Source organism: Enterobacter cloacae complex sp. GF14B (assembly GCF_004136805.1).
Classification (GTDB): domain Bacteria; phylum Pseudomonadota; class Gammaproteobacteria; order Enterobacterales; family Enterobacteriaceae; genus Enterobacter; species Enterobacter hormaechei_C.
Genome location: NZ_QFRV01000003.1, coordinates 1 through 22313, shown reverse-complemented (window position 1 = coordinate 22313; position 22313 = coordinate 1). Strand labels below are relative to the sequence as shown.

17 protein-coding genes are annotated in these 22313 nt (G+C 56.1%); 12 read left to right on the top strand and 5 right to left on the bottom strand.

Annotation, left to right across the window (positions count from 1 at the left end; genetic code table 11):
* The first annotated feature begins 43 nt into the window (after nt 1-43).
* From rlmD to eno, 5 genes are all read left to right on the top strand, one after another.
* On the top strand, nt 44-1342 hold the full coding sequence (gene rlmD, locus DD606_RS01625) for a 23S rRNA (uracil(1939)-C(5))-methyltransferase RlmD (protein WP_048244844.1): 1299 nt from the start codon (nt 44-46) through the stop codon (nt 1340-1342).
* A gap of 51 nt (nt 1343-1393) precedes the next feature.
* The gene (gene relA / locus DD606_RS01620; RefSeq protein ID WP_058674934.1) at nt 1394-3625 is read left to right on the top strand and encodes a GTP diphosphokinase; all 2232 of its coding nucleotides are present in this window, start codon (nt 1394-1396) and stop codon (nt 3623-3625) included.
* 67 nt (nt 3626-3692) lie between these two features.
* Nucleotides 3693-4484 carry a nucleoside triphosphate pyrophosphohydrolase gene (gene mazG, locus DD606_RS01615; protein WP_129258104.1) on the top strand — a complete coding sequence of 264 codons (792 nt, stop codon included), beginning with the start codon at nt 3693-3695 and terminating at the stop codon, nt 4482-4484.
* A gap of 223 nt (nt 4485-4707) precedes the next feature.
* Nucleotides 4708-6345 carry a glutamine hydrolyzing CTP synthase gene (gene pyrG / locus DD606_RS01610; protein ID WP_003862718.1) on the top strand — a complete coding sequence of 546 codons (1638 nt, stop codon included), beginning with the start codon at nt 4708-4710 and terminating at the stop codon, nt 6343-6345.
* Between the two features lie 82 nt (nt 6346-6427).
* Nucleotides 6428-7726, top strand: a complete 1299-nt coding sequence (eno, locus tag DD606_RS01605; protein WP_006811784.1) for a phosphopyruvate hydratase — start codon at nt 6428-6430, stop codon at nt 7724-7726.
* Nucleotides 7727-7778: 52 nt separating this feature from the next.
* Here eno and DD606_RS01600 read toward each other — a convergent pair whose 3' ends face one another.
* Nucleotides 7779-8603 carry a MurR/RpiR family transcriptional regulator gene (locus DD606_RS01600; RefSeq protein ID WP_015571725.1) on the bottom strand — a complete coding sequence of 275 codons (825 nt, stop codon included), beginning with the start codon at nt 8601-8603 and terminating at the stop codon, nt 7779-7781.
* 166 nt (nt 8604-8769) lie between these two features.
* Between DD606_RS01600 and DD606_RS01595 the strand changes: the two genes are divergently transcribed.
* The 3 genes from DD606_RS01595 to queE are packed head-to-tail and all read left to right on the top strand — an operon-like array spanning nt 8770 to nt 11762.
* Nucleotides 8770-10329 (top strand): maltose/glucose-specific PTS transporter subunit IIC, encoded by a 1560-nt coding sequence (locus DD606_RS01595; protein WP_017382825.1) that lies wholly within the window; start codon nt 8770-8772, stop codon nt 10327-10329.
* A complete protein-coding gene (locus DD606_RS01590) occupies nt 10329-11036 on the top strand; it encodes an N-acetylmannosamine-6-phosphate 2-epimerase (RefSeq protein ID WP_023314748.1) in 708 nt (235 codons plus the stop codon). The genes DD606_RS01595 and DD606_RS01590 overlap by 1 nt, the downstream gene beginning before the upstream one ends.
* Nucleotides 11037-11090: 54 nt before the next feature.
* Nucleotides 11091-11762 carry a 7-carboxy-7-deazaguanine synthase QueE gene (gene queE / locus DD606_RS01585; RefSeq protein ID WP_006811780.1) on the top strand — a complete coding sequence of 224 codons (672 nt, stop codon included), beginning with the start codon at nt 11091-11093 and terminating at the stop codon, nt 11760-11762.
* 17 nt (nt 11763-11779) lie between these two features.
* Here queE and DD606_RS01580 read toward each other — a convergent pair whose 3' ends face one another.
* Complete coding sequence (locus tag DD606_RS01580; protein WP_045343916.1) at nt 11780-13177, bottom strand: MFS transporter; 1398 nt, start codon at nt 13175-13177, stop codon at nt 11780-11782.
* 27 nt (nt 13178-13204) lie between these two features.
* The gene (locus DD606_RS01575; protein ID WP_063158761.1) at nt 13205-14374 is read right to left on the bottom strand and encodes a M20 aminoacylase family protein; all 1170 of its coding nucleotides are present in this window, start codon (nt 14372-14374) and stop codon (nt 13205-13207) included.
* A 171-nt stretch (nt 14375-14545) separates the two neighbouring features.
* On the opposite strand from DD606_RS01575, the gene DD606_RS01570 reads away from it, so the two are divergent.
* The gene (locus DD606_RS01570; protein ID WP_129258102.1) at nt 14546-16900 is read left to right on the top strand and encodes a helix-turn-helix domain-containing protein; all 2355 of its coding nucleotides are present in this window, start codon (nt 14546-14548) and stop codon (nt 16898-16900) included.
* On the opposite strand, the gene queD is transcribed toward DD606_RS01570, so the two are convergent.
* Nucleotides 16885-17250 carry a 6-carboxytetrahydropterin synthase QueD gene (gene queD, locus DD606_RS01565; RefSeq protein ID WP_006811776.1) on the bottom strand — a complete coding sequence of 122 codons (366 nt, stop codon included), beginning with the start codon at nt 17248-17250 and terminating at the stop codon, nt 16885-16887. The genes DD606_RS01570 and queD overlap by 16 nt on opposite strands.
* A 303-nt stretch (nt 17251-17553) precedes the next feature.
* Between queD and cysJ the strand changes: the two genes are divergently transcribed.
* From cysJ to cysH, 3 genes are read left to right on the top strand one after another with little or no spacing between them, the layout of a single operon-like run.
* Nucleotides 17554-19359 carry an NADPH-dependent assimilatory sulfite reductase flavoprotein subunit gene (cysJ, locus tag DD606_RS01560; RefSeq protein ID WP_023314744.1) on the top strand — a complete coding sequence of 602 codons (1806 nt, stop codon included), beginning with the start codon at nt 17554-17556 and terminating at the stop codon, nt 19357-19359.
* A complete protein-coding gene (gene cysI, locus DD606_RS01555; RefSeq protein ID WP_003862696.1) occupies nt 19359-21071 on the top strand; it encodes an assimilatory sulfite reductase (NADPH) hemoprotein subunit in 1713 nt (570 codons plus the stop codon). The genes cysJ and cysI overlap by 1 nt, the downstream gene beginning before the upstream one ends.
* 15 nt (nt 21072-21086) lie before the next feature.
* A complete protein-coding gene (cysH, locus tag DD606_RS01550) occupies nt 21087-21821 on the top strand; it encodes a phosphoadenosine phosphosulfate reductase (RefSeq protein WP_032610046.1) in 735 nt (244 codons plus the stop codon).
* A 226-nt stretch (nt 21822-22047) separates the two neighbouring features.
* On the opposite strand, the gene DD606_RS26160 is transcribed toward cysH, so the two are convergent.
* Nucleotides 22048-22313 (bottom strand): hypothetical protein (locus DD606_RS26160; RefSeq protein WP_214442972.1); only part of this gene is annotated, 266 nt, incomplete at its 5' end.

The following is a 22313-nucleotide window of genomic DNA, read 5'->3' as shown; positions in this document are numbered from 1 at the left end:
GGACAATCAGGCTAATTATGTTTATTTGAGAACAATCTCGGCGATGGCGCAATTCTACTCTGCAAAACGACGCGTGACGACGCGTCAGATCATAACTGTTGAAGCCTCTGACCTCGATCCTTTTGGACAGGGGGTGGCGCGTCACAAGGGTAAAACACTGTTTATCACAGGTTTGCTGCCAGGAGAACGTGCAGATATTACGCTGACGGAAGACAAACGTCAGTATGCGCGCGGTCAGGTCAAGCGCCGTCTTAATGATAGCCCGGAGCGCGTGACGCCTCGCTGCCCCCATTTTGGCGTCTGCGGTGGCTGCCAGCAACAGCATGCCAGCACTGAATTACAGCAAAAAAGTAAAAGCAGCGCGCTGGCCCGCCTGGTCGGACACGACGTGAATGACATCATTGCCGATCGGCCCTGGGGCTACCGTCGCCGCGCTCGCCTGAGCCTCAGCTACCAGCCCAAAACCGAGCGGCTGGAGATGGGGTTTCGCAAAGCCGGCTCCAGCGATATCGTCTCTGTCACGCAGTGCCCTGTTTTGGTGCCCCATCTTGAGGCATTGCTCCCGGACGTGCACCACTGTCTTGCATCGCTGGATGGCGTGCGTTCGCTCGGCCATGTCGAACTGGTGCTGGCCAACAGTGGCCCGCTGATGGTGCTGCGCCACACCGCGCCGCTGTCAAAGGCGGATCGCGAAAAACTGGAACGCTTTTCGCATTCTCATGAGCTTGCGCTTTTCCTCGCGCCGCAAAGCGAGATACTTGAGCAGGTCAGCGGAGAAGCGCCCTGGTATGCGTCAGACGGGCTACGCTTAACGTTCAGCCCGCGGGATTTTATCCAGGTTAACGACGGCGTGAACCAGCAGATGGTGGCGAATGCGCTGGAATGGCTCGACGTACAGCCCACTGACCGGGTGCTCGATCTGTTCTGCGGCATGGGGAACTTTACCCTGCCGCTGGCCCGCAGAGCAGCAAGCGTGGTCGGAGTGGAAGGCGTTGAGGCGCTGGTGGCGAAAGGCCAGGAGAACGCCCAAAAGAACGGTTTGCAAAATGTGACATTCTTTCATCAAAATCTTGAGGATGATGTCACTCAGCAACCGTGGGCTAAGCAGGGCTTTGATAAGATCCTGCTCGATCCGGCGCGCGCAGGTGCGCCGGGCGTGATGCAGCATATAATTAAACTCGCGCCTGAACGCGTGGTCTATGTTTCCTGTAACCCGGCGACGCTTGCCCGTGACAGCGAAGCATTATTGAGCGGGGGTTACCAGATTCGACGTCTGGCAATGCTGGACATGTTCCCGCACACTGGTCATCTGGAATCGATGGTGTTGTTCGAGCACATCTAATGAGTTTGGCTTGTCGACTTCGACAGGCCCTTGTCCCTAAAGGAGAGGACGATGGTTGCGGTAAGAAGTGCACATTTAAATAAAGCTGGTGAGTTTGACCCTCAAAAATGGATCGCAAGTCTGGGGATTTCCAGCCAGCAGTCGTGTGAACGCTTAACCGAAACCTGGGCCTATTGTTTACGCACAACGCAGGGGCATCCGGACGCTGAACTGCTGTTGTGGCGCGGCGTGGAGATGGTTGAAATTCTCTCCATGCTGAACATGGACATCGAAACGCTACAGGCCGCACTGCTGTTCCCCCTGGCGGACGCCGACGTGGTGACGGAAGACGTCCTGCGTGAAAGCGTCGGCCAGTCCGTCGTGGCGCTCATCCACGGCGTGCGTGATATGGCAGCCATTCGTCAGCTTAAAGCCGCGCAAACTGACTCTGTCTCTTCCGAGCAGGTGGATAACGTTCGTCGTATGCTGCTGGCGATGGTAGATGATTTCCGCTGCGTGGTGATCAAGCTGGCCGAACGGGTTGCCCATCTGCGTGAAGTAAAGGATGCGCCGGAAGACGAGCGCGTCCTGGCCGCTAAAGAGTGTACGAATATCTATGCGCCGCTGGCGAACCGTCTGGGTATCGGGCAACTGAAGTGGGAGCTGGAAGATTACTGCTTCCGCTACCTGCATCCGGCGGAATACAAACGCATTGCAAAACTGCTGCACGAACGCCGCATCGACCGCGAGCACTATATCGATGAATTTGTCAGCGGGCTGCGCCAGTCGATGAAAGAGGAGAATGTGCGCGCCGAGGTCTACGGGCGTCCAAAGCACATCTACAGCATCTGGCGCAAAATGCAGAAGAAACACCTCGCCTTTGACGAGCTGTTTGACGTGCGCGCGGTGCGTATCGTGGCGGAGCGTCTTCAGGACTGCTATGCCGCGCTGGGGATAGTGCATACTCACTTCCGCCATCTGCCGGATGAGTTCGATGACTACGTCGCGAACCCGAAACCAAACGGCTATCAGTCTATTCATACCGTGGTGCTCGGCCCTGGCGGCAAAACGGTGGAAATTCAGATCCGTACCAAACAGATGCACGAAGACGCCGAGCTGGGCGTGGCGGCGCACTGGAAATATAAAGAAGGTACCTCCGGCGGCGGTCGCTCCGGTCACGAGGACCGTATCGCCTGGCTGCGTAAGCTGATTGCGTGGCAGGAAGAGATGGCCGACTCCGGCGAAATGCTCGACGAAGTGCGCAGTCAGGTCTTCGACGATCGTGTCTACGTCTTTACCCCGAAAGGGGACGTGGTTGATTTGCCGGCAGGCTCCACGCCGCTCGATTTCGCCTACCACATCCACAGCGATGTGGGGCACCGTTGCATCGGGGCGAAGATCGGCGGACGTATCGTACCGTTTACCTACCAGCTCCAGATGGGCGATCAGATTGAAATCATCACCCAGAAGCAGCCAAACCCAAGCCGCGACTGGCTGAACCCGAACCTCGGTTACGTTACCACCAGCCGTGGGCGCTCAAAAATTCACGCCTGGTTCCGCAAGCAGGATCGTGACAAGAACATCCTTGCCGGTCGCCAGATCCTGGACGACGAGCTGGAACATATTGGCATTAGCCTGAAAGAAGCGGAGAAGTTCCTGCTGCCGCGCTACAACTTCAACGAGCTCGACGAACTGTTAGCGGCGATTGGCGGCGGTGATATCCGCCTGAACCAGATGGTGAACTTCCTGCAAGCGCAGTTCAACAAGCCAAGCGCGGCAGAGCAGGATGCGGCAGCCCTGAAACAGCTCCAGCAGAAAACCTATGCTCCGCAGCAGCGCAGCAAGGACAATGGCCGCGTAGTGGTTGAAGGGGTGGGTAACCTGATGCACCACATTGCCCGCTGCTGCCAGCCGATCCCGGGAGATGATATTGTCGGCTTTATCACCCAGGGGCGCGGGATCTCGATTCACCGCTCCGACTGCGACCAGCTTGCAGAGCTGCAATCGCATGCGCCGGAACGTATCGTGGAAGCCGTCTGGGGGGAGAGCTACTCGGCGGGTTACTCGCTGGTGGTGCGCGTCACTGCCAACGACCGCAGCGGCCTGCTGCGCGACATCACCACCATTCTCGCCAACGAGAAGGTCAACGTGCTGGGCGTTGCCAGCCGCAGCGATACCCGCGAGCAGCTTGCCACCATCGATATGACCATCGAAATCTATAACCTTCAGGTGCTGGGCCGCGTACTCGGCAAACTGAACCAGGTGCCGGATGTGATTGACGCGCGTCGTCTGCACGGCGGCTAAACATCCTCTTCTGTAGGCCGGGTAAGGCAACGCCGCCACCCGGCTCAGGCATTAAATGGAATCTGTTATGACTCAAATCGACCGCCTGCTCGGCATCATGAAACGCCTGCGCGACCCGGAAAACGGCTGCCCGTGGGATAAAAAGCAGACTTTCACCACCATTGCGCCTTACACGCTGGAAGAGACCTACGAAGTGCTGGACGCCATTTCGCGAGAGGATTTCGACGATCTGCGCGGTGAGCTGGGCGACCTGCTGTTCCAGGTGGTGTTCTACGCGCAGATGGCGCAGGAAGAGGGGCGCTTTAACTTTGACGATATCTGCGCCGCTATCAGCGACAAGCTGGAGCGTCGTCATCCGCATATCTTTGGTGATGCCTCCGCAGGTAACAGTGTGGAAGTGCTGGCGCGCTGGGAGCAGATAAAAAGCGCTGAACGCGCTGAAAAATCCCAGCACTCGGCGCTGGACGACATTCCCCTGAACCTTCCCGCGCTGATGCGCGCGCACAAAATTCAAAAGCGCTGCTCGGCGGTAGGGTTTGACTGGACCTCTCTCGGCCCGGTGCTGGAAAAAGTACACGAAGAGATCGACGAAGTGATGCATGAAGCGCAGCAGGCCGTTGTGGATGAAGCAAAGCTGGAAGAGGAGATGGGCGATCTGCTGTTTGCAACCGTCAACCTTTCACGCCACCTCGGTGTAAAAGCGGAAACCGCCCTGCAAAAAGCGAACATTAAATTCGAACGACGCTTTCGCGAAGTTGAGCGGATTGTGGCCTCGCGCGGCCTGGAAATGAGCGGGATTGACCTCGACGCGATGGAAGAAGTCTGGCAGGAAGTAAAACGCCAGGAACATGATCTCTAACGAGATTTTGCGATCAAGCGCAATTTGTGTGATTTTTTAAATGACAAGCGCTTGATTTGCGTCAAAAACATTTACCCAAAAGGGGCTATTTTCTCACTCCTTATGTTTGTCATGGCCTGGAATGGAGACGGAGAATGAAAGTTTGTGGCGCTCGTCGTGTTCGGGTATACTACTTTCCCGTCCTGGTTATTCCATCGTTTCACCCTAACTTCTCAGGTTCAGCATGACAACGAACTATATTTTTGTGACCGGCGGGGTCGTATCCTCTCTGGGTAAAGGCATTGCCGCAGCCTCCCTCGCAGCCATTCTTGAAGCCCGTGGCCTCAATGTGACCATGATGAAACTGGATCCGTACATCAACGTCGATCCTGGCACCATGAGCCCAACCCAACACGGGGAAGTGTTCGTTACTGAAGACGGCGCTGAAACCGATCTGGATCTTGGCCACTACGAGCGTTTCATCCGTACCAAAATGACCCGTCGTAACAACTTTACGACTGGTCGTATCTACTCTGACGTTCTGCGTAAAGAGCGCCGTGGTGACTACCTGGGCGCGACCGTGCAGGTCATCCCACACATCACTAACGCCATTAAAGAGCGTGTCCTTGCCGGTGGCGAAGGGCATGACGTTGTGCTGGTTGAAATCGGCGGTACCGTGGGGGATATCGAATCCCTGCCATTCCTCGAAGCGATTCGTCAGCTGGCGGTAGATATTGGTCGTGAGCACGCGCTGTTCATGCACCTGACGCTGGTGCCTTACATGGCGGCAGCAGGTGAAGTGAAAACCAAACCGACTCAGCACTCTGTTAAAGAGCTGCTCTCCATCGGTATTCAGCCTGACATCCTGGTTTGCCGTTCCGATCGCGCGATTCCGGCGAACGAACGTGCGAAAATTGCATTGTTCTGTAACGTGCCTGAAAAAGCCGTTATTTCAATGAAAGATGTCGATTCCATTTATAAAATTCCGGGCCTGTTGAAATCACAGGGTCTGGACGATTATATTTGTAAACGATTCAGCTTGAACTGTCCGGAAGCTAACCTGTCTGAATGGGAGCAGGTGATTTACGAAGAAGCCAATCCGGGCGGCGAAGTGACTATCGGTATGGTCGGCAAGTACATCGAACTGCCAGATGCCTATAAGTCAGTTATCGAAGCGCTGAAACACGGTGGTCTGAAGAATCGCGTCTCTGTGAACATCAAGCTGATTGATTCGCAGGATGTGGAGACGCGCGGCGTCGAAATTCTCAAAGATCTGGATGCGATTCTCATCCCTGGCGGCTTCGGCTACCGTGGTGTTGAAGGCAAGATCGCCACTGCACGCTATGCGCGTGAAAACAATATTCCATACCTCGGTATCTGCCTGGGTATGCAGGTTGCGCTGATTGAATTTGCGCGCAACGTAGCGGGAATGGAAAACGCGAACTCTACGGAATTTGTGCCAGACTGTAAGTACCCTGTTGTGGCGCTGATTACGGAATGGCGCGACGAAGACGGTAACGTCGAAGTCCGTACCGAGAAGAGCGATCTGGGTGGCACCATGCGTCTTGGCGCACAGGCCTGCCAGCTGTCCGACGATAGCGTGGTACGCAAGCTGTACGGCGAGCCGGTCATCACCGAGCGCCATCGTCACCGCTATGAAGTCAACAACATGTTGTTGAAACAAATTGAAGCTGCGGGTCTGCGTGTTGCGGGCCGTTCCGGGGATGATCAGTTAGTCGAGATCATCGAAGTGCCTAACCATCCGTGGTTCGTGGCCTGCCAATTCCACCCGGAATTTACTTCAACGCCGCGTGACGGGCATCCGCTGTTTGCAGGCTTCGTGAAAGCCGCCAGCGAGTACCAGAAGCGTCAGGCGAAGTAAAAAAAGTTAGAACGGCAACGCGTACCTTTGGTACGCGTTGTTTGTCTGGAGTTTTAGTTTAACTTGTACTGAGGAAAATCTAATGTCCAAAATCGTTAAAGTCATCGGTCGTGAAATCATCGACTCCCGTGGTAACCCGACCGTTGAAGCTGAAGTTCATCTGGAAGGTGGTTTCGTCGGTATGGCAGCGGCTCCATCAGGTGCTTCTACAGGTTCCCGCGAAGCGCTGGAACTGCGTGATGGCGACAAATCCCGTTTCATGGGCAAAGGCGTACTGAAAGCGGTTGGCGCTGTTAACGGTCCTATTGCTCAGGCTATCGTTGGCAAAGATGCTAAAGATCAGGCTGGCATCGACAAGATCATGATCGATCTGGACGGTACTGAAAACAAATCTAACTTCGGTGCGAACGCAATCCTGGCGGTTTCCCTGGCGAACGCCAAAGCGGCAGCAGCAGCTAAAGGCATGCCACTGTTCGAGCACATCGCTGAACTGAACGGCACCCCAGGCAAATACTCTATGCCTGTACCAATGATGAACATCATCAACGGTGGTGAGCACGCAGACAACAACGTTGATATTCAGGAATTCATGATTCAGCCAGTTGGCGCGAAAACCCTGAAAGAAGCGGTACGTATGGGTTCTGAAGTGTTCCACAACCTGGCTAAAGTTCTGAAAGCTAAAGGTATGAACACGGCTGTTGGTGACGAAGGCGGCTACGCGCCAAACCTGGGTTCTAACGCAGAAGCACTGGCTGTTATCGCTGAAGCGGTTAAAGCAGCAGGCTACGAGCTGGGCAAAGACATCACCCTGGCGATGGACTGCGCAGCATCTGAATTCTACAAAGACGGTAAATACGTTCTGGCTGGCGAAGGCAACAAAGCGTTCACCTCTGAAGAGTTCACCCACTTCCTGGAAGACCTGACCAAACAGTACCCAATCGTTTCTATCGAAGACGGTCTGGACGAGTCTGACTGGGATGGTTTCGCATACCAGACCAAAGTACTGGGCGACAAAATCCAGCTGGTTGGTGACGATCTGTTCGTAACCAACACCAAGATCCTGAAAGAAGGCATCGAGAAAGGTATCGTTAACTCCATCCTGATCAAATTCAACCAGATCGGTTCTCTGACCGAAACGCTGGCTGCGATCAAAATGGCGAAAGACGCTGGCTACACCGCGGTTATCTCTCACCGTTCTGGCGAAACTGAAGATGCTACCATCGCTGACCTGGCTGTTGGTACCGCTGCTGGCCAGATCAAAACCGGTTCTATGAGCCGTTCTGACCGTGTTGCTAAATACAACCAGCTGATTCGTATCGAAGAAGCGCTGGGCGAAAAAGCACCTTACAACGGTCGTAAAGAGATCAAAGGCCAGGCATAAGCCTGAACCTTCGTTCTTACGAAAAAACCCGCTTCGGCGGGTTTTTTGTTTTCTATAGCAGAAGCGGCAACGTGGCGCTTGCCGTTTGCTGGCTGACGTCACCGTAATGGCTGTCTACTGCAATAAGGGAAGTGGTTAACAGTTCAACCAGCAGCATCACGCCAACCTTGGCATTGAGCGCACCCGCGCTCAGCGGTCCCTCGGGTTTGGCTGCAACCAGCTGTAAATCGCTCAGGGAGGCCAGCGGGCTGCGGGGCGTATTGCTGAGCGCCAGTACCTTAACGCCCCGCTTGCGGGCGAGTTTCACCACGTGAAGCAGATCCCGTGTAGAGCCAGAACTTGAGATGGCCACCACCAGCGTCTCTTTCGAGAGCGTCGTCGCATTCATGGCGGCGCGATGCATATCGCTAAACAGCTGTGCAGGTTTGCCGAGTCGCAGCAGCTTGTAATGCAAATACTCTCCCAGGATCGCGCTGGCCGCCACCCCGTAAATTTGCACTGACTGCGCCTGATGCAGGGCCAGTGTCGCCTGTTCAAGTTGGGCCCGGTCGAGGAGTTTTGCGGTATCTTGCAGCGCCTGGACAGACTCATCCACCACGTTATCTATTGCATCTCCTGCCTGACGCTCAGGCAAACCCTGCTGAATATCCAGCGCAAGCGCCATTTTAAATTCGTTATACCCCTTACAGCCCAGCGTGCGGCAAAGGCGTGTGACGCTGGCCTCGCTGGTGCCGCTTTCACGCGCCAGCTCGGTGATCGTCAGGTAGAGCACCCTGGCAGGATCGTTGAGAACAAACTCCCCCAGTTTTTGTTGCGTTGGGCTGTACCCGGAAGCCTCCTGGCGTAGCTTCAGCAGCAGGTTTTCATGGTCCGACATGCTAGATCCTTAATGCGTTTCTCTGCCAACTAGTGTGGCGGAAAGCGGGGGAGAGATGCCAGTCATTTCGAAAAAGTATGATCGGCGTCCTGGTTTTTGGTGGTAATTTTCACAATTGAAAATATATGTGGTAAAAATTCTCATCAACAACCAGGGGGATATAAAAATGATGCAAATGTTCAGCGGAGCGTCTTCCGGCGGATGGTTTGAAAAAGCGCAGCGCTTCGGCAAATCCTTTATGTTACCCATCGCCATACTGCCCGCAGCAGGTCTGTTGCTGGGGATCGGCGGGGCGCTATCGAATCCGAATACGCTTACCGCGTATCCATTTTTAGACGTTGGCTGGCTACAGGCCATCTTTACCATCATGAGCAGCGCAGGCTCGATTGTGTTTGCAAACCTGTCGGTACTGTTTGCTGTTGGGGTCGCCGTTGGGCTGGCGAAAAATGATAAAGGCACGGCAGGGCTGGCGGCGTTGCTCGCTTATCTGGTGATGAATGCCACTATCAATGCGCTGCTGATCCTGACCGGAAAACTGGCGCATGAGAACCCGGGCGCCGTAGGGCAGGGCATGACGCTGGGTATTCAGACGCTTGAAACGGGCGTGTTTGGTGGGGTAGTTATTGGGCTGGTGACCTGCGCGCTGCATCATCGATTTAATAAAATCGCGCTTCCGCAATTCCTGGGCTTTTTTGGCGGCTCACGCTTCGTTCCCATTATCAGCTCACTGGCGGCGATACTCGTCGGCGCGCTGATGACCGTGGTCTGGCCGCATTTTCAGAAGCTGATCTTTGGCCTCGGCGGGCTGGTGGATGCCACCGGCTATCTGGGGACTTTGCTGTACGGCTTCATCCTGCGCATGCTTGGCCCGTTTGGTTTGCACCACATCTTCTATCTTCCGTTCTGGACCACCGCGCTTGGCGGCAGTGAAATTGTTAACGGTCACCTGGTTGAGGGCACGCAGCGGATCTTCTTCGCCCAGCTCGCCGACCCGAACACGCAGCATTTCTATGAGGGCACGTCGCGCTTCATGTCCGGGCGCTTTATTACCATGATGTTTGGTCTGCTGGGCGCCTGCCTTGCGATGTACCACACGGCCAGGCCGGAGAACAAAAAGCGGGTTGCCGGGCTGCTGCTCTCTGCGGCGTTAACCTCATTCCTGACGGGAATTACCGAGCCCATAGAGTTCTCATTCCTGTTTATTGCCCCGGTGCTGTACGTCATTCATGCGCTGTTTGACGGGCTGGCGTTCATGCTCGCGCACATGCTGCACATCACCATCGGACAAACATTCTCCGGCGGGTTTATTGATTTCGTGCTGTTCGGCATTTTGCAGGGGGAAGCGAAAACTAACTGGATGTTCGTCCCGCTGGTGGGCGTACCGTGGTTCTTCCTTTACTACTGTACCTTCCGCTATCTGATCAAACGTTTTGATTTTGCCACGCCGGGCCGTGAAAAGGAGGCGTTGGCTGACGAGGCTACCCTGCCGCAAAGCGAGCGCGCCGCGGCGGTGATCGCCGGGCTGGGAGGAAAAGACAATCTGGATGACGTTGACTGCTGCGCCACGCGCCTTCGCGTCACGGTGAAAGACGGTAGCAAAGTCAATGAATCTGCACTGAAAGCGACCGGCGCCCGCGGCGTAATCGTCCGCGGCAACGGTGTCCAGGTCATCTATGGCCCGCACGTCACCATTATCAAAAACGAAGTGGAAGAGATCTTATCGTAATGAAAACTGTACTGGATAACCTGAAAGGAAAACTGGTCGTCTCCTGCCAGGCGCTGGAAAATGAACCGCTGCACAGCCCGTTTATTATGTCGCGAATGGCGCTGGCGGCAGCCCAGGGCGGTGCCGCTGCGATCCGCGCCAATAGCGTGGTGGATATCGAGGCTATCAAAGGGCTGGTCTCACTGCCGGTCATCGGCATCATCAAACGAGACTATCCGGACAGCGAGGTGTTCATCACCGCGACGCTCAAAGAAGTGGATGAGCTGATGGCGGTCGCCCCGGAGATCGTTGCGCTGGATGCGACCGCCCGGAAACGGCCCGGTGGCGTATCGCTGGACATGCTGATCGCGCAGATCCGCACCCGTTACCCGTCGCTGCTGCTGATGGCGGATATTGCCACCGTGCAGGAGGCCGTGACCGCGCAGGCGCTGGGGTTTGATTGTGTCGGAACCACCCTTTACGGTTATACGGCGGAGACCGCGGGCCATTCGCTACCGGAAAATGACTGCGCGTTTTTGAAAGAGGTGCTGTCTGCCGTCACGATCCCCGTGATTGCCGAAGGTAACGTGAATACCCCCGATCGCGCGGCCAGGTGTCTGGCGCTGGGGGCGCACACGGTTGTCGTCGGCGGGGCGATCACCCGACCGCAGCAAATTACGGAACGGTTTATGGCGGCAATTGGCGCGCAAAGCACCGATGGAGCATGATCATCTGACGGGGATCTGCGATACTTATCGTTTATCCCCTTAACAGAGTTGACTATGCAGTACCCGATTAACGAGATGTTCCAGACCCTTCAAGGCGAGGGTTACTTTACCGGCGTTCCCGCTATCTTTATTCGTTTACAGGGATGCCCGGTTGGCTGCGCCTGGTGTGATACCAAACATACGTGGGATAAGCTCGCAGATCGGGAAGTGTCGCTGTTCAGCATTCTGGCGAAAACCAAAGAGAGCGATAAATGGGGCGCGGGCAGCGCGGAAGATCTGCTTGCCATTATTGGTCGTCAGGGCTGGACGGCGCGGCATGTGGTGATCACCGGCGGGGAACCCTGCATTCATGATCTGATGCCGCTCACCGAACTGCTCGAAAAGAACGGCTATAGCTGTCAGATTGAAACCAGCGGTACCCATGAAGTGCGCTGCTCCCATTCAACGTGGGTAACGGTTTCACCGAAAGTGAATATGCGCGGCGGGTATGACGTACTATCGCAGGCGCTTGAGCGTGCTGATGAGATCAAACATCCGGTGGGGCGCGTGCGTGACATCGAAGCGCTGGACGAACTGCTGGCGACGCTGACGGACGAAAAGCAGCGCGTGATCGCGCTACAGCCTATCAGCCAGAAAGACGATGCAACCCGTCTGTGCATTGAAACCTGTATCGCCCGCAACTGGCGCCTGTCGATGCAGACGCACAAATATCTGAACATTGCCTGATACTTTTGTGGCCCCGCTTAACGCGGGGCTTTTGTTGTTGGCAGTAAAGCCCAGGTCACGACTGCCGACCCAAGGCAAATCGCACTGTTGAACAGCAAGGCATACTGCGCGGCACTGGCCGTTCCCATCGGCAGCCATAGGGCGTACAGCGATGCGGTGACCGCGATCCCCATTGCGCCGCCCAGGGAACTGCCCATCTTATAGATCCCTGAAGCCACCCCCACTTTGTTTTCAGGGGCATTCATTACCGCCGTGTCCGTTGAGGGCGTGGCGTAACATCCGAGCCCCAGCCCGAATAAAATATTGCTCAGAAAGACGGTGACAATGTAGACCTCTTTGCTTAAGAAGGTGCATGAAATCAGCGAAATACCTGTTGCGGTCAGCAGCGGGCCGGTCATCATCGGCAGCCTGGCGCCATAGCGCTGAAGCAGTTTTTCACCCACCCGGATCATCGCCAGTACGGTAACCAGATACCCCAGCGTCATCATGCCTGTCTGTAGCGGTGACAGATGATGGCCCTGCTGCAACCAGATGCTGGCGATCATCATGGTGCCAATGCAGCCGTTGAGCAGGAAATTTGAGAATACCGAGGCGCTATAGGCCCGGTTTTTGAACAGGGCGAAATCGATCAGTGCCGCATCGCCTTTCCGTCGCCCGGTAACGACAAAGCACATCAGTGCAATCACGGCTCCACACAGTACAAGAAGCGATAAACTGCTGCTCCAGCCCCAGCTGTGTCCTTTGCTGATAAACAGATTGAACAGCACCAGCATAAGGACAAAACTCACCAGGCCGCTGATATCCAGTTTGTGTCGACACGCATCAGGGCTGCGGCTTTCCGGGGTGGCGCGGATAAGCAATAGCGCGGCCAGAGCCACCACCATGGAGAAAATAAATATCCAGCGCCAGCCCAGCGTGGTGGCGATGGCGCCTCCCACAAACGAGCTCAGGCCACTGCCGCCCCAGGAGCCGATAACCCAAAAGCTGATGGCGCGCTGGCGTGCTTTACCGTCATACCAGGTCTTAATCAGCGCCAGCGTGGCGGGCATGATGCAGGCCGCTGATAGCCCCTGTATCGCTCTTCCCAACAGAAACAGGACGGGCTCCCATGAAATGAACAGCAGACCACTCCCGATCATGCTCAGGATCAGGCCAATCATGGTCAGGCGCATGCGCCCAAACTTATCGGCAAACCCACCGCAGGCAACGACAAAACAGCCGCTGAACAATGCGCTCAGGCTGACGGCCAGCGTAAGGGTTTCGAGGGCAATATCGAGGCTATTCTGCATGGCCGGAACCACGTTGATAACCGACTGGGCAAACAGCCAGAATGTCAGAACGCTCATGACGATACCCGCCAGCAGCCGATCGTTACCGGCGTAGGCGGATGCGCCTGTCAGGGAAACGGTACTCATAGTGCAGCCCTCCCGGGAAGGTGCGAATCAGCGCAGATAGTGTTCGGTCAGTGCGGCCCACAGCGCCGCGCCGGTGAGGAGAATGTTGTCGTTAAAGTCGTAGCCCGGGTTATGTACCATGCAGCGGTCAGGCTCATCCCCGGCGCCAAGCGTGAAATAGCATCCATTGGGATTTTTCTCGAGCATGAAAGCAAAGTCCTCGCTGCCCATAAACGCATTGACCTCCGCGACGGCATCCTGACCGAACAGATCGGTGGCGACGTTGCGCACCATCTCATTGGCTTGCGGATTGTTTTTCAGTACCGGGCTGCCGTTAATGTGTCGAATGGTGGCCGTCGCATTGAAACTTTCCGCCTGTGCAACGGCGATATCATGGATACGCTGTAGCACGGTTTGCCGCACGCGTTCATCCAGCGTGCGCACGGTAAGTTTCATCAATACTTTGTCGTTGATAATGTTGGGGGCATGTCCGGCCTGAATGCTGCCTACGGTAACGACGGCAGGCTGGAAGGGGGTAATGTTGCGCGAAATAATGGACTGTAAAGCGATAGTTATATGACAGGCAACCAGGGTGGCGTCAACGGTATGTTCTGGCACCGCACCGTGCCCCCCCACGCCGTTAACCTCAATATGAAGAGTGTCGGAAGAGGCCATCATGGCACCATCGCGCAGACCAATTTTTCCGAGGGGCTGTGACGGCATATTGTGCAGACCAAAGATGTGGTCGCAGGGGAACAGGTCAAACAAACCGTCCTCTACCATAACGCGTCCGCCATACAGAAGTTCTTCCGCGGGCTGAAAAATAAGGTGCAGCGTGCCGTTAAAATTGCGGGTGCGTGCCAGGTACTCCGCTGCATACAGGAGCGTTGTGGTGTGGCCGTCATGACCGCAGCCGTGAAATTTACCCTCAACGGTACTACTCCACGCCTTGCCGTTGTTTTCCTGCATTGGCAGCGCATCCATATCGGCGCGCAGGCCCAGGCGTTTATGCCCGTTACCCACCTTCAGTGTGCCGACCACACCGGTTTTCGCCAGCCCGCGATGAACCTCATATCCCCATTCCTGAAGCAGCGCTGCAACGCGATCGCTCGTATTGTGCTCCTCAAAACCAATTTCAGGATGCTGATGAAAATAGCGCCGTAATTCAGTGAACCGAGCTTCGTTGCCACGCAGAGCTTCGATAATTGGATGTGTCATTTTTGTTATCCTTTTTCTGCCAAACGATGATAATTTCGAGTCTATGACGATCGTACTGCCTGAAAATGCAATTTTTTGTTGTAAAGCGACGGCTTTGTTTTGATTGTTTTTCATACAATTCAGTTATGACAAAAAAGAGCAGGTCATTATTTGTCTTTGGTGAGGGGTAAGATGGCGCAACGGGGAGATGAATTTTGGATAGAGATTCAGGACATTCGCCACTGCGTGGAGGATGAAGGCGATACGCTAACGTTGCTCTGGGTGCTGGAAGGGCGGGCAGAGCTGAACACCGATGCGGGACGTGACATCCTGGAGGCCAATACCCTTGCCATCATCAACCGTCATCGGCGCTGGCAGTTCACGAGCGAAACGGCAAATGTCACCCTGCGCGTAACCCTTTCCGGGCGCTGGGTCGTCCAGCTCTGCAATGATTTTTTTGCCCATGATTATGCTGTACCGGCAGAAGCCGGAGGCGTCTGGCCCCAGTGCGATGCGCTTCGCGATCTGCTGCGCCAGCTTCTTGTGGTCACCCTCATCAACGACCCGCACCGCTACCGGCTGGAGGCGTACCGCTGGCTGAGCGAGATTTTGCTGTTGCTGACCAGCCGCTTTCAACAGCCCGCCCGTATGCTGTCCCGGGAACTTTCCTCAGCGCACAGCAAACGCATCGCCCGGGTGATAGAGCGGATCAATGCCAGTTATTCCCGCCGTATTACGCTTGCGGAAATCGCCGCGAGTGAATATGTTTCTGAAGCCTGGCTCTCTCGTCTCTTTCGCAAGGAGGTGGGGATCAGTTTCATGCAGTACATCACCCGCCTGCGGCTGGAAAAGGCGGCCAACGCTCTCCGGCTGACGAACCGACCGCTGCACCAGATTGCGCTTGAGCAGGGTTTCGCCAGCACGCGCATGATGAGCGATCGGTTCAGGCGTGTTCACAATATGTCTCCGGGTGAGTTTCGTAAGGCCCGACGCCAGCACCCGGAGGCGGCACGTATTCGGACGGACAGGCGTGAGCAGCGCTATCCGGTCGACGTGGACAAGCTGTTTAGCCTGCTCAATGAACCGGTGGCGCGCGGTTGGGGAGCCTCGCCGCTCGTCGTTCACCCGCAGCAGGAGCAGAGACTGGATCTTGAGCAGCTCAATCCTCTTTCTGCCTCGCTGCGCCGTATGCGGGTGGTCATAACCCTGCGTGAGCTCGACGATTTGCTCCGTGAGGACGTTCGACAAAATCTGGAGGCGATAAATGAGGCTATTCCCATTGAGGGAATTGATATCGCCGAACCTTTTCTCAGCAGTCGTCTGTTTGCTACCGGGTGGGATGACCCCCAGATGGCAGGCTACGCCTGCTGGTACAATCTGCATCAGCTCTTCACCTGGCTGGCAAAAAAGCAGTGGACGGTGCTACTGCACACCGGCGTAACGACCCGCCGCGATCTTCTCACCCGCTTTTTACAACAGTCGGTTAATCATTTTGCGCCAGAGATCACCGCGGGCTGGCACTTCGTCATGCACTGGTCAACACAGGCGAGTGAGGAGACCCGGGAGCAGGTCTGGCTGGCCCAGCAAAAGGCAATACGAACTTATCTTCCGCAGGCAAAGTTTGGTTTATGGCACCGATTTGCCCCCGTCAGCGCGGGCGTAAGCGACGATACCCTGTTCAGTTCAGCCATCCTGATGCAGGCCGATTTTCTTGCCTGTTCTGCCGATGCCAATGAACTTCTCGATCCCGCGCAGCTGGAGGTAACCCCTCTCTCCTCAACGGAAAATTATCCGATACTGAAGGTCCGCCAGATCCTCGCTGCCCTTCGCCTGCGAAAATGTTCGCTTCCCGTCTGGCTTCTCTCCTGGAATACCCTCACCGGCAACACGCGGGCGACAAACGGCTGGTTTTTTCGTGGGGCGCTGCTGATGCAGAACCTGCTCGGGCTTTCGGAGCAGGTCTGGCTGGCGGGATTCTGGCTCAATTCGGGCCTTCAGGGAGAAGCCCGTGCGAACAACACCATCGATACCTCAAGCCTTGCGCTACAGTATAACCATGGTCTGCCGCGTCCGGTTTATTGGGTACTCTGGCTCTGGCAACGTCTGCGGGGCGAGGTGCTGGTCAATGATAAGCGTGTCCTGCTTACGCGCCATCGCAATGGTTATCAGCTGTTGCTGCGTAATGTGGTGGTTTTTAATCCACTCCTATCCAGTGAAGAAGCCTTCATCCAGCGTTTTCGCCAGCAGTATCATTTACACCTGAAGGGAATGCGCGGTAAATGGCGAATTAAATGCCATCTGTTTGATCAGCACAACGGCGCGCTCTATCCGTTGCTTGAAGGGGTTGGTAGCGAAAGCGGCCCTGATGAAGAGATGTGGCGCTGGATAGCGCATAAAGCGCGTCCAACGCTTTCCGTACGCGATGAACGCCTTTATGACGGCTGGCAACTGAGTGAATCACTGGAGAGTAATGCGCTGGTGCTCTACGAGTTTACGCCGCTCGTGCCTCATGAGGCCGAAACGGAGGAGATTCACTCCCCGCGGTAGACGCAGCCTGCCGTGCAGGTCTCTTTGATCATCACCGCACTCAGCAGCGGCACCAGCGGTTTCATCTGATCCCAAATCCATTTCGCCAGCACCTCGCTGGTCGGGTTTTCAAGGCCCGGAATATCATTCAGATAGTAGTGATCGAGACGATCGTAGGTCGGCTTAAACGCGGCCTTCAGTTCGGCAAAGTCCATGATCCAGCCCGTATGGGGATCGACTTCACCGGTGATTTCAAGACGCACCATAAACGAGTGTCCATGCAGGCGGCCACATTTGTGCCCGGCAGGAACGTGTGGAAGGTGGTGTGCGGCTTCGAAGGTGAAATCTTTAAACAGTGTGGTGGACATCATAGCTCTCAGGAATGCGGAAAAAACCGCCGCATAGTACCGGAAAGCACAATTTTTATCATTAACTAAAACGGCTCTGAACTGTCGCCGCCTCGTATTCATGGTGTTTATCGACTTTTGTTGTTTTATTTCAGACAGTTGTTTAATCGCTTTTATCGTTAAGAACGATAACTAAAACAGGTTAGTCCATTTGGTTATTTATTATTTCCATCCCTTCTTTAATTGTTATTATCCCCGCCGTTAACCTTATCTTCAGTTTGGATTTATTCGCTTAAAGTCCGCTTTGCTACTGGAACATAACGACGCATGACAACACAGGCCCCACCTTCAAATTTGCTTCCCCTTAACCCGGAGCAACTGGCGCGCCTCCAGGCCGCGACTTCCGATTTTTCACCCACCCAGCTCGCCTGGGTCTCCGGCTATTTCTGGGGAATGCTGAACCAGCAGCCGGGTGCTGTGGCTGGCGTCCCGCCAACGGCCGTTGAAATTCCTGCCATCACGCTTATCTCCGCTTCGCAAACGGGTAATGCCCGTCGTGTGGCCGAAGCGCTGCGTGATGACCTGCTCGCCGCGAAGCTGAACGTTAACCTGGTCAACGCCGGGGATTATAAATTCAAACAGATCGCGTCAGAAAAACTGCTGGTGGTGGTGGCGTCAACGCAGGGCGAAGGCGAGCCTGCGGAAGAAGCCGTCGCGCTGCATAAGTTCCTGTTCTCGAAAAAAGCGCCAAAGCTCGAGGGCACCGCCTTTGCCGTCTTCGGCCTCGGTGACACGTCCTATGAATTTTTCTGCCAGTCCGGTAAAGATTTCGACAGCAAGCTGGCGGAGCTGGGTGCAGAGCGCCTGCTGGATCGCGTAGACGCTGATGTCGAATACCAGGCCGCCGCCGCCGAATGGCGGGCGCGCATCGTTGAGGTGCTGAAGGCCCGCGTCCCGAAAGAGACGCCAGCGCAGGCCGCCGTTACCGCAGCGGGCACCGTCAACGAAATCCACACCAGCCCTTACACGAAAGAGGCGCCGCTGACGGCGAGCCTGTCGGTAAACCAGAAAATCACGGGCCGTGATTCGGAAAAAGACGTGCGCCATATCGAAATCGATCTCGGTGACTCCGGCCTGCGTTATCAGCCTGGCGATGCGCTGGGCGTCTGGTATCAGAACGATCCGGCGCTGGTGAAAGAGCTGGTCGAACTGCTGTGGCTGAAAGGCACGGAGCCGGTCCAGGTGGAGGGTAAAACCTTACCGCTCTCTGAGGCGCTTCAGTGGCATTTCGAGCTGACGGTGAATACCGCCAACATCGTTGAAAACTACGCCACCTTAACCCGCAGCGAATCGCTCCTTCCGCTGGTCGGGGATAAGGCGAAGTTACAGCAATACGCGGCGACAACGCCGATTGTCGATATGGTGCGTTTCTCACCGGCACAGCTGGATGCCGACGCGCTGATCGGCCTGCTGCGTCCACTGACGCCGCGTCTTTACTCCATCGCCTCCTCACAGGCGGAAGTGGAAAACGAAGTCCACATCACCGTTGGCGTGGTGCGTTACGACATCGAAGGCCGCGCGCGGGCGGGCGGGGCCTCGGGCTTCCTGGCCGACCGCGTGGAAGAAGAGGGCGAGGTGCGCGTCTTTATCGAGCACAACGACAACTTCCGTCTGCCGGCGAACCCGGAAACGCCGGTGATCATGATTGGCCCGGGCACCGGCATCGCACCGTTCCGCGCCTTTATGCAGCAGCGTGCAGCGGACGAGGCACCGGGTAAAAACTGGCTGTTCTTCGGCAACCCGCATTTTACCGAAGATTTCCTCTACCAGGTTGAATGGCAGCGCTACGTCAAAGAGGGTGTGCTGACCCGCATCGATCTGGCCTGGTCTCGTGACCAGAAAGAAAAAGTATACGTACAAGACAAACTGCGCGAACAGGGCGCAGAGCTGTGGCGCTGGATCAATGACGGTGCCCACATTTATGTCTGCGGCGACGCCAATCGCATGGCGAAAGACGTTGAGCAGGCACTGCTGGAAGTGATTGCCGAATTCGGCGGTATGGATGCCGAAACGGCGGATGAATTTTTAAGTGAGCTGCGCGTAGAGCGCCGTTATCAGCGAGATGTCTACTAATGAGCGAAAAACATCCTGGCCCACTGGTGGTCGAAGGCAAACTGTCTGATGCCGAGCGCATGAAGGTAGAGAGCAACTACCTGCGCGGTACCATTGCCGAAGATTTAAATGACGGCCTGACCGGCGGTTTCAAAGGCGACAACTTCCTGCTGATCCGTTTCCACGGTATGTACCAGCAGGACGACCGCGATATCCGCGCCGAACGTGCCGAGCAGAAGCTGGAGCCGCGTCACGCGATGCTGCTGCGCTGTCGTCTGCCGGGTGGCATCATCACCACCAAACAGTGGCAGGCGATCGACAAGTTTGCCCATGACAACACGATTTACGGCAGCATTCGTCTGACCAACCGTCAGACCTTCCAGTTCCACGGCATTCTGAAGAAGAACGTCAAGCCGGTTCACCAGATGCTGCACTCCGTGGGTCTGGACGCGCTGGCGACCGCCAACGACATGAACCGTAACGTGCTTTGCACCTCGAATCCGTACGAGTCCGAACTGCACGCCGAAGCGTACGAGTGGGCGAAAAAAATCTCCGAACATCTGCTGCCACGCACGCGTGCCTATGCGGAGATCTGGCTCGATCAGGAGAAAGTCGCCACCACCGATGAAGAGCCGATCCTCGGTCAGACCTACCTGCCGCGTAAGTTCAAAACCACGGTGGTGATCCCGCCGCAGAACGATATCGACCTGCACGCCAACGACATGAACTTCGTGGCGATTGCCGAAAACGGCAAGCTGGTCGGCTTTAACCTGCTGGTGGGCGGCGGTTTGTCCATTGAGCATGGGAACAAGAAAACCTACGCCCGCACCGCGAGCGAGTTCGGCTTCCTGCCGCTGGAGCACACGCTGGCAGTGGCTGAGGCGGTGGTTACTACCCAGCGCGACTGGGGTAACCGTACCGATCGTAAAAACGCGAAAACCAAATACACTCTGGAGCGCGTAGGCGTCGAGACGTTCAAAGAAGAAGTGGAGCGTCGCGCGGGCATCAAGTTTGAGCCGATCCGCCCTTACGAATTTACCGGTCGCGGCGATCGCATCGGCTGGGTTAAAGGTATCGATAATAAATGGCACCTGACGCTGTTTATCGAAAACGGCCGTATTCTTGATTATCCGGGCCGTCCGCTGAAAACCGGCCTGCTGGAAATCGCGAAGATCCACAAAGGCGAGTTCCGTATCACCGCTAACCAGAACCTGATCGTCGCCAGCGTGCCGGAAAGCGAAAAGGCGAGAATTGAAGAGCTGGCCCGCGAGCACGGGTTGATGAATGCGGTGAGCGCGCAGCGTGAAAACTCGATGGCCTGCGTGTCGTTCCCGACCTGTCCGCTGGCGATGGCCGAAGCCGAGCGTTTCCTGCCGTCCTTCACTGATAAAGTGGAAGCGATTCTGGAAAAACACGGTATTCCGGACGAGCATATTGTTATGCGCGTGACGGGCTGCCCGAACGGCTGCGGCCGCGCGATGCTGGCCGAACTCGGTCTGGTAGGGAAAGCGCCGGGTCGCTATAACCTGCACCTGGGCGGTAACCGTATCGGGACGCGTATTCCGCGTATGTTCCGCGAGAACATCACCGAGCCGGAAATTCTCGATTCCCTCGACGTGCTTATCGGACGCTGGGCGAAAGAGCGCGAAGCGGGTGAAGGCTTCGGCGACTTTACGGTACGTGCGGGCATCATTCGCCCGGTGCTCGATCCCGCAAGGGATTTCTGGGAGTAACCACGAGAGGTAATTATGTCCGTACTCGATCTAAACGCGCTTAACGCATTGCCAAAAGTCGAACGCATTCTGGCACTCGCAGAAACTAACGCCCAACTGGAAAAGCTGGACGCCGAAGGGCGCGTGGCGTGGGCGCTGGAAAACCTGCCGGGAGACTATGTGCTTTCGTCGAGCTTTGGCATTCAGGCGGCGGTCAGTCTGCATCTGGTGAATCAGATCCGTCCGGACATTCCGGTGATCCTCACCGATACCGGCTATCTGTTCCCGGAGACCTATCAGTTTATCGACGAGCTGACGGATAAGCTCAGGCTGAACCTGAAAGTCTACCGTGCGACGGAAAGCGCGGCCTGGCAGGAGGCGCGTTACGGCAAGCTGTGGGAGCAGGGCGTTGAGGGCATTGAGAAATACAATGAGATCAACAAGGTCGAGCCGATGAACCGGGCGCTAAAAGAACTGAACGCTCAGACCTGGTTTGCGGGCCTGCGCCGCGAGCAGTCCGGGAGCCGGGCAACGCTGCCGGTGCTGGCGGTGCAGCGCGGCGTGTTCAAAGTGCTGCCGATCATCGACTGGGATAACCGCACGGTGTACCAGTATCTGCAAAAGCACGGGCTGAAGTACCATCCGCTGTGGGATCAAGGCTACCTGTCGGTAGGCGACACCCACACCACGCGTAAATGGGAACCGGGAATGGCGGAAGAAGATACGCGATTCTTCGGGCTGAAGCGCGAGTGCGGGCTGCACGAAGGGTAATGTTTTTTCGCCCGGTGGCGCTGCGCTTACCGGGCCTACAACGGCTTAATTCTCCCTCTCCCCGTGGGTGGTTCCCCAGTAATTTGAAAGCAAAAGCGATAACGTTGCCTCAGAATAACTGAGGGCTTTCAGCGATGCCTCGGTCCGGCTGTAAATCGCTGAGGCGTTTCCTGTAGGCCGGGGCGAGGCGCAGGGATGCGCCGAGAGGGCGGGCTTTACAGGGATGTTACCTCCGCCCGTCCCCGATAAGCCGGAAGGAAAAAGCCGGAGGCACCGCGAAGCGGCGATTTTCCGCCGGAAGCCCGGGTCGCCAGGGTGGTGGCGACTGAGCCACCCTGGCACGTTCACCGGTCATGTCGTGACAGAGTAGCAAGGAACATAAAGTGAACGGAATGACCACCAGAGCCGTATGTTCCCCCTCACCCCAGCCCTCTCCCTCAAGGGAGAGGGGGCCGTCTGTGCAGGCATTATTTTGTGGGGAACCCTCAGCCC

Excerpts from the sequence above, each read along its gene's own strand:
- pyrG (WP_003862718.1), top strand. The coding sequence starts at position 4,708 with ATGACAACGAACTATATTTTTGTGACCGGCGGGGTCGTATCCTCTCTG.
- DD606_RS01570 (WP_129258102.1), top strand. The coding sequence starts at position 14,546 with ATGGCGCAACGGGGAGATGAATTTTGGATAGAGATTCAGGACATTCGC.
- DD606_RS01595 (WP_017382825.1), top strand. The coding sequence starts at position 8,770 with ATGATGCAAATGTTCAGCGGAGCGTCTTCCGGCGGATGGTTTGAAAAA.
- mazG (WP_129258104.1), top strand. The coding sequence starts at position 3,693 with ATGACTCAAATCGACCGCCTGCTCGGCATCATGAAACGCCTGCGCGAC.
- cysH (WP_032610046.1), top strand. The coding sequence starts at position 21,087 with ATGTCCGTACTCGATCTAAACGCGCTTAACGCATTGCCAAAAGTCGAA.
- queD (WP_006811776.1), bottom strand. The coding sequence starts at position 17,250 with ATGATGTCCACCACACTGTTTAAAGATTTCACCTTCGAAGCCGCACAC.
- cysI (WP_003862696.1), top strand. The coding sequence starts at position 19,359 with ATGAGCGAAAAACATCCTGGCCCACTGGTGGTCGAAGGCAAACTGTCT.
- queE (WP_006811780.1), top strand. The coding sequence starts at position 11,091 with ATGCAGTACCCGATTAACGAGATGTTCCAGACCCTTCAAGGCGAGGGT.
- eno (WP_006811784.1), top strand. The coding sequence starts at position 6,428 with ATGTCCAAAATCGTTAAAGTCATCGGTCGTGAAATCATCGACTCCCGT.
- DD606_RS01600 (WP_015571725.1), bottom strand. The coding sequence starts at position 8,603 with ATGTCGGACCATGAAAACCTGCTGCTGAAGCTACGCCAGGAGGCTTCC.
- rlmD (WP_048244844.1), top strand. The coding sequence starts at position 44 with ATGGCGCAATTCTACTCTGCAAAACGACGCGTGACGACGCGTCAGATC.
- DD606_RS01580 (WP_045343916.1), bottom strand. The coding sequence starts at position 13,177 with ATGAGTACCGTTTCCCTGACAGGCGCATCCGCCTACGCCGGTAACGAT.
- relA (WP_058674934.1), top strand. The coding sequence starts at position 1,394 with ATGGTTGCGGTAAGAAGTGCACATTTAAATAAAGCTGGTGAGTTTGAC.
- DD606_RS01590 (WP_023314748.1), top strand. The coding sequence starts at position 10,329 with ATGAAAACTGTACTGGATAACCTGAAAGGAAAACTGGTCGTCTCCTGC.
- cysJ (WP_023314744.1), top strand. The coding sequence starts at position 17,554 with ATGACAACACAGGCCCCACCTTCAAATTTGCTTCCCCTTAACCCGGAG.
- DD606_RS01575 (WP_063158761.1), bottom strand. The coding sequence starts at position 14,374 with ATGACACATCCAATTATCGAAGCTCTGCGTGGCAACGAAGCTCGGTTC.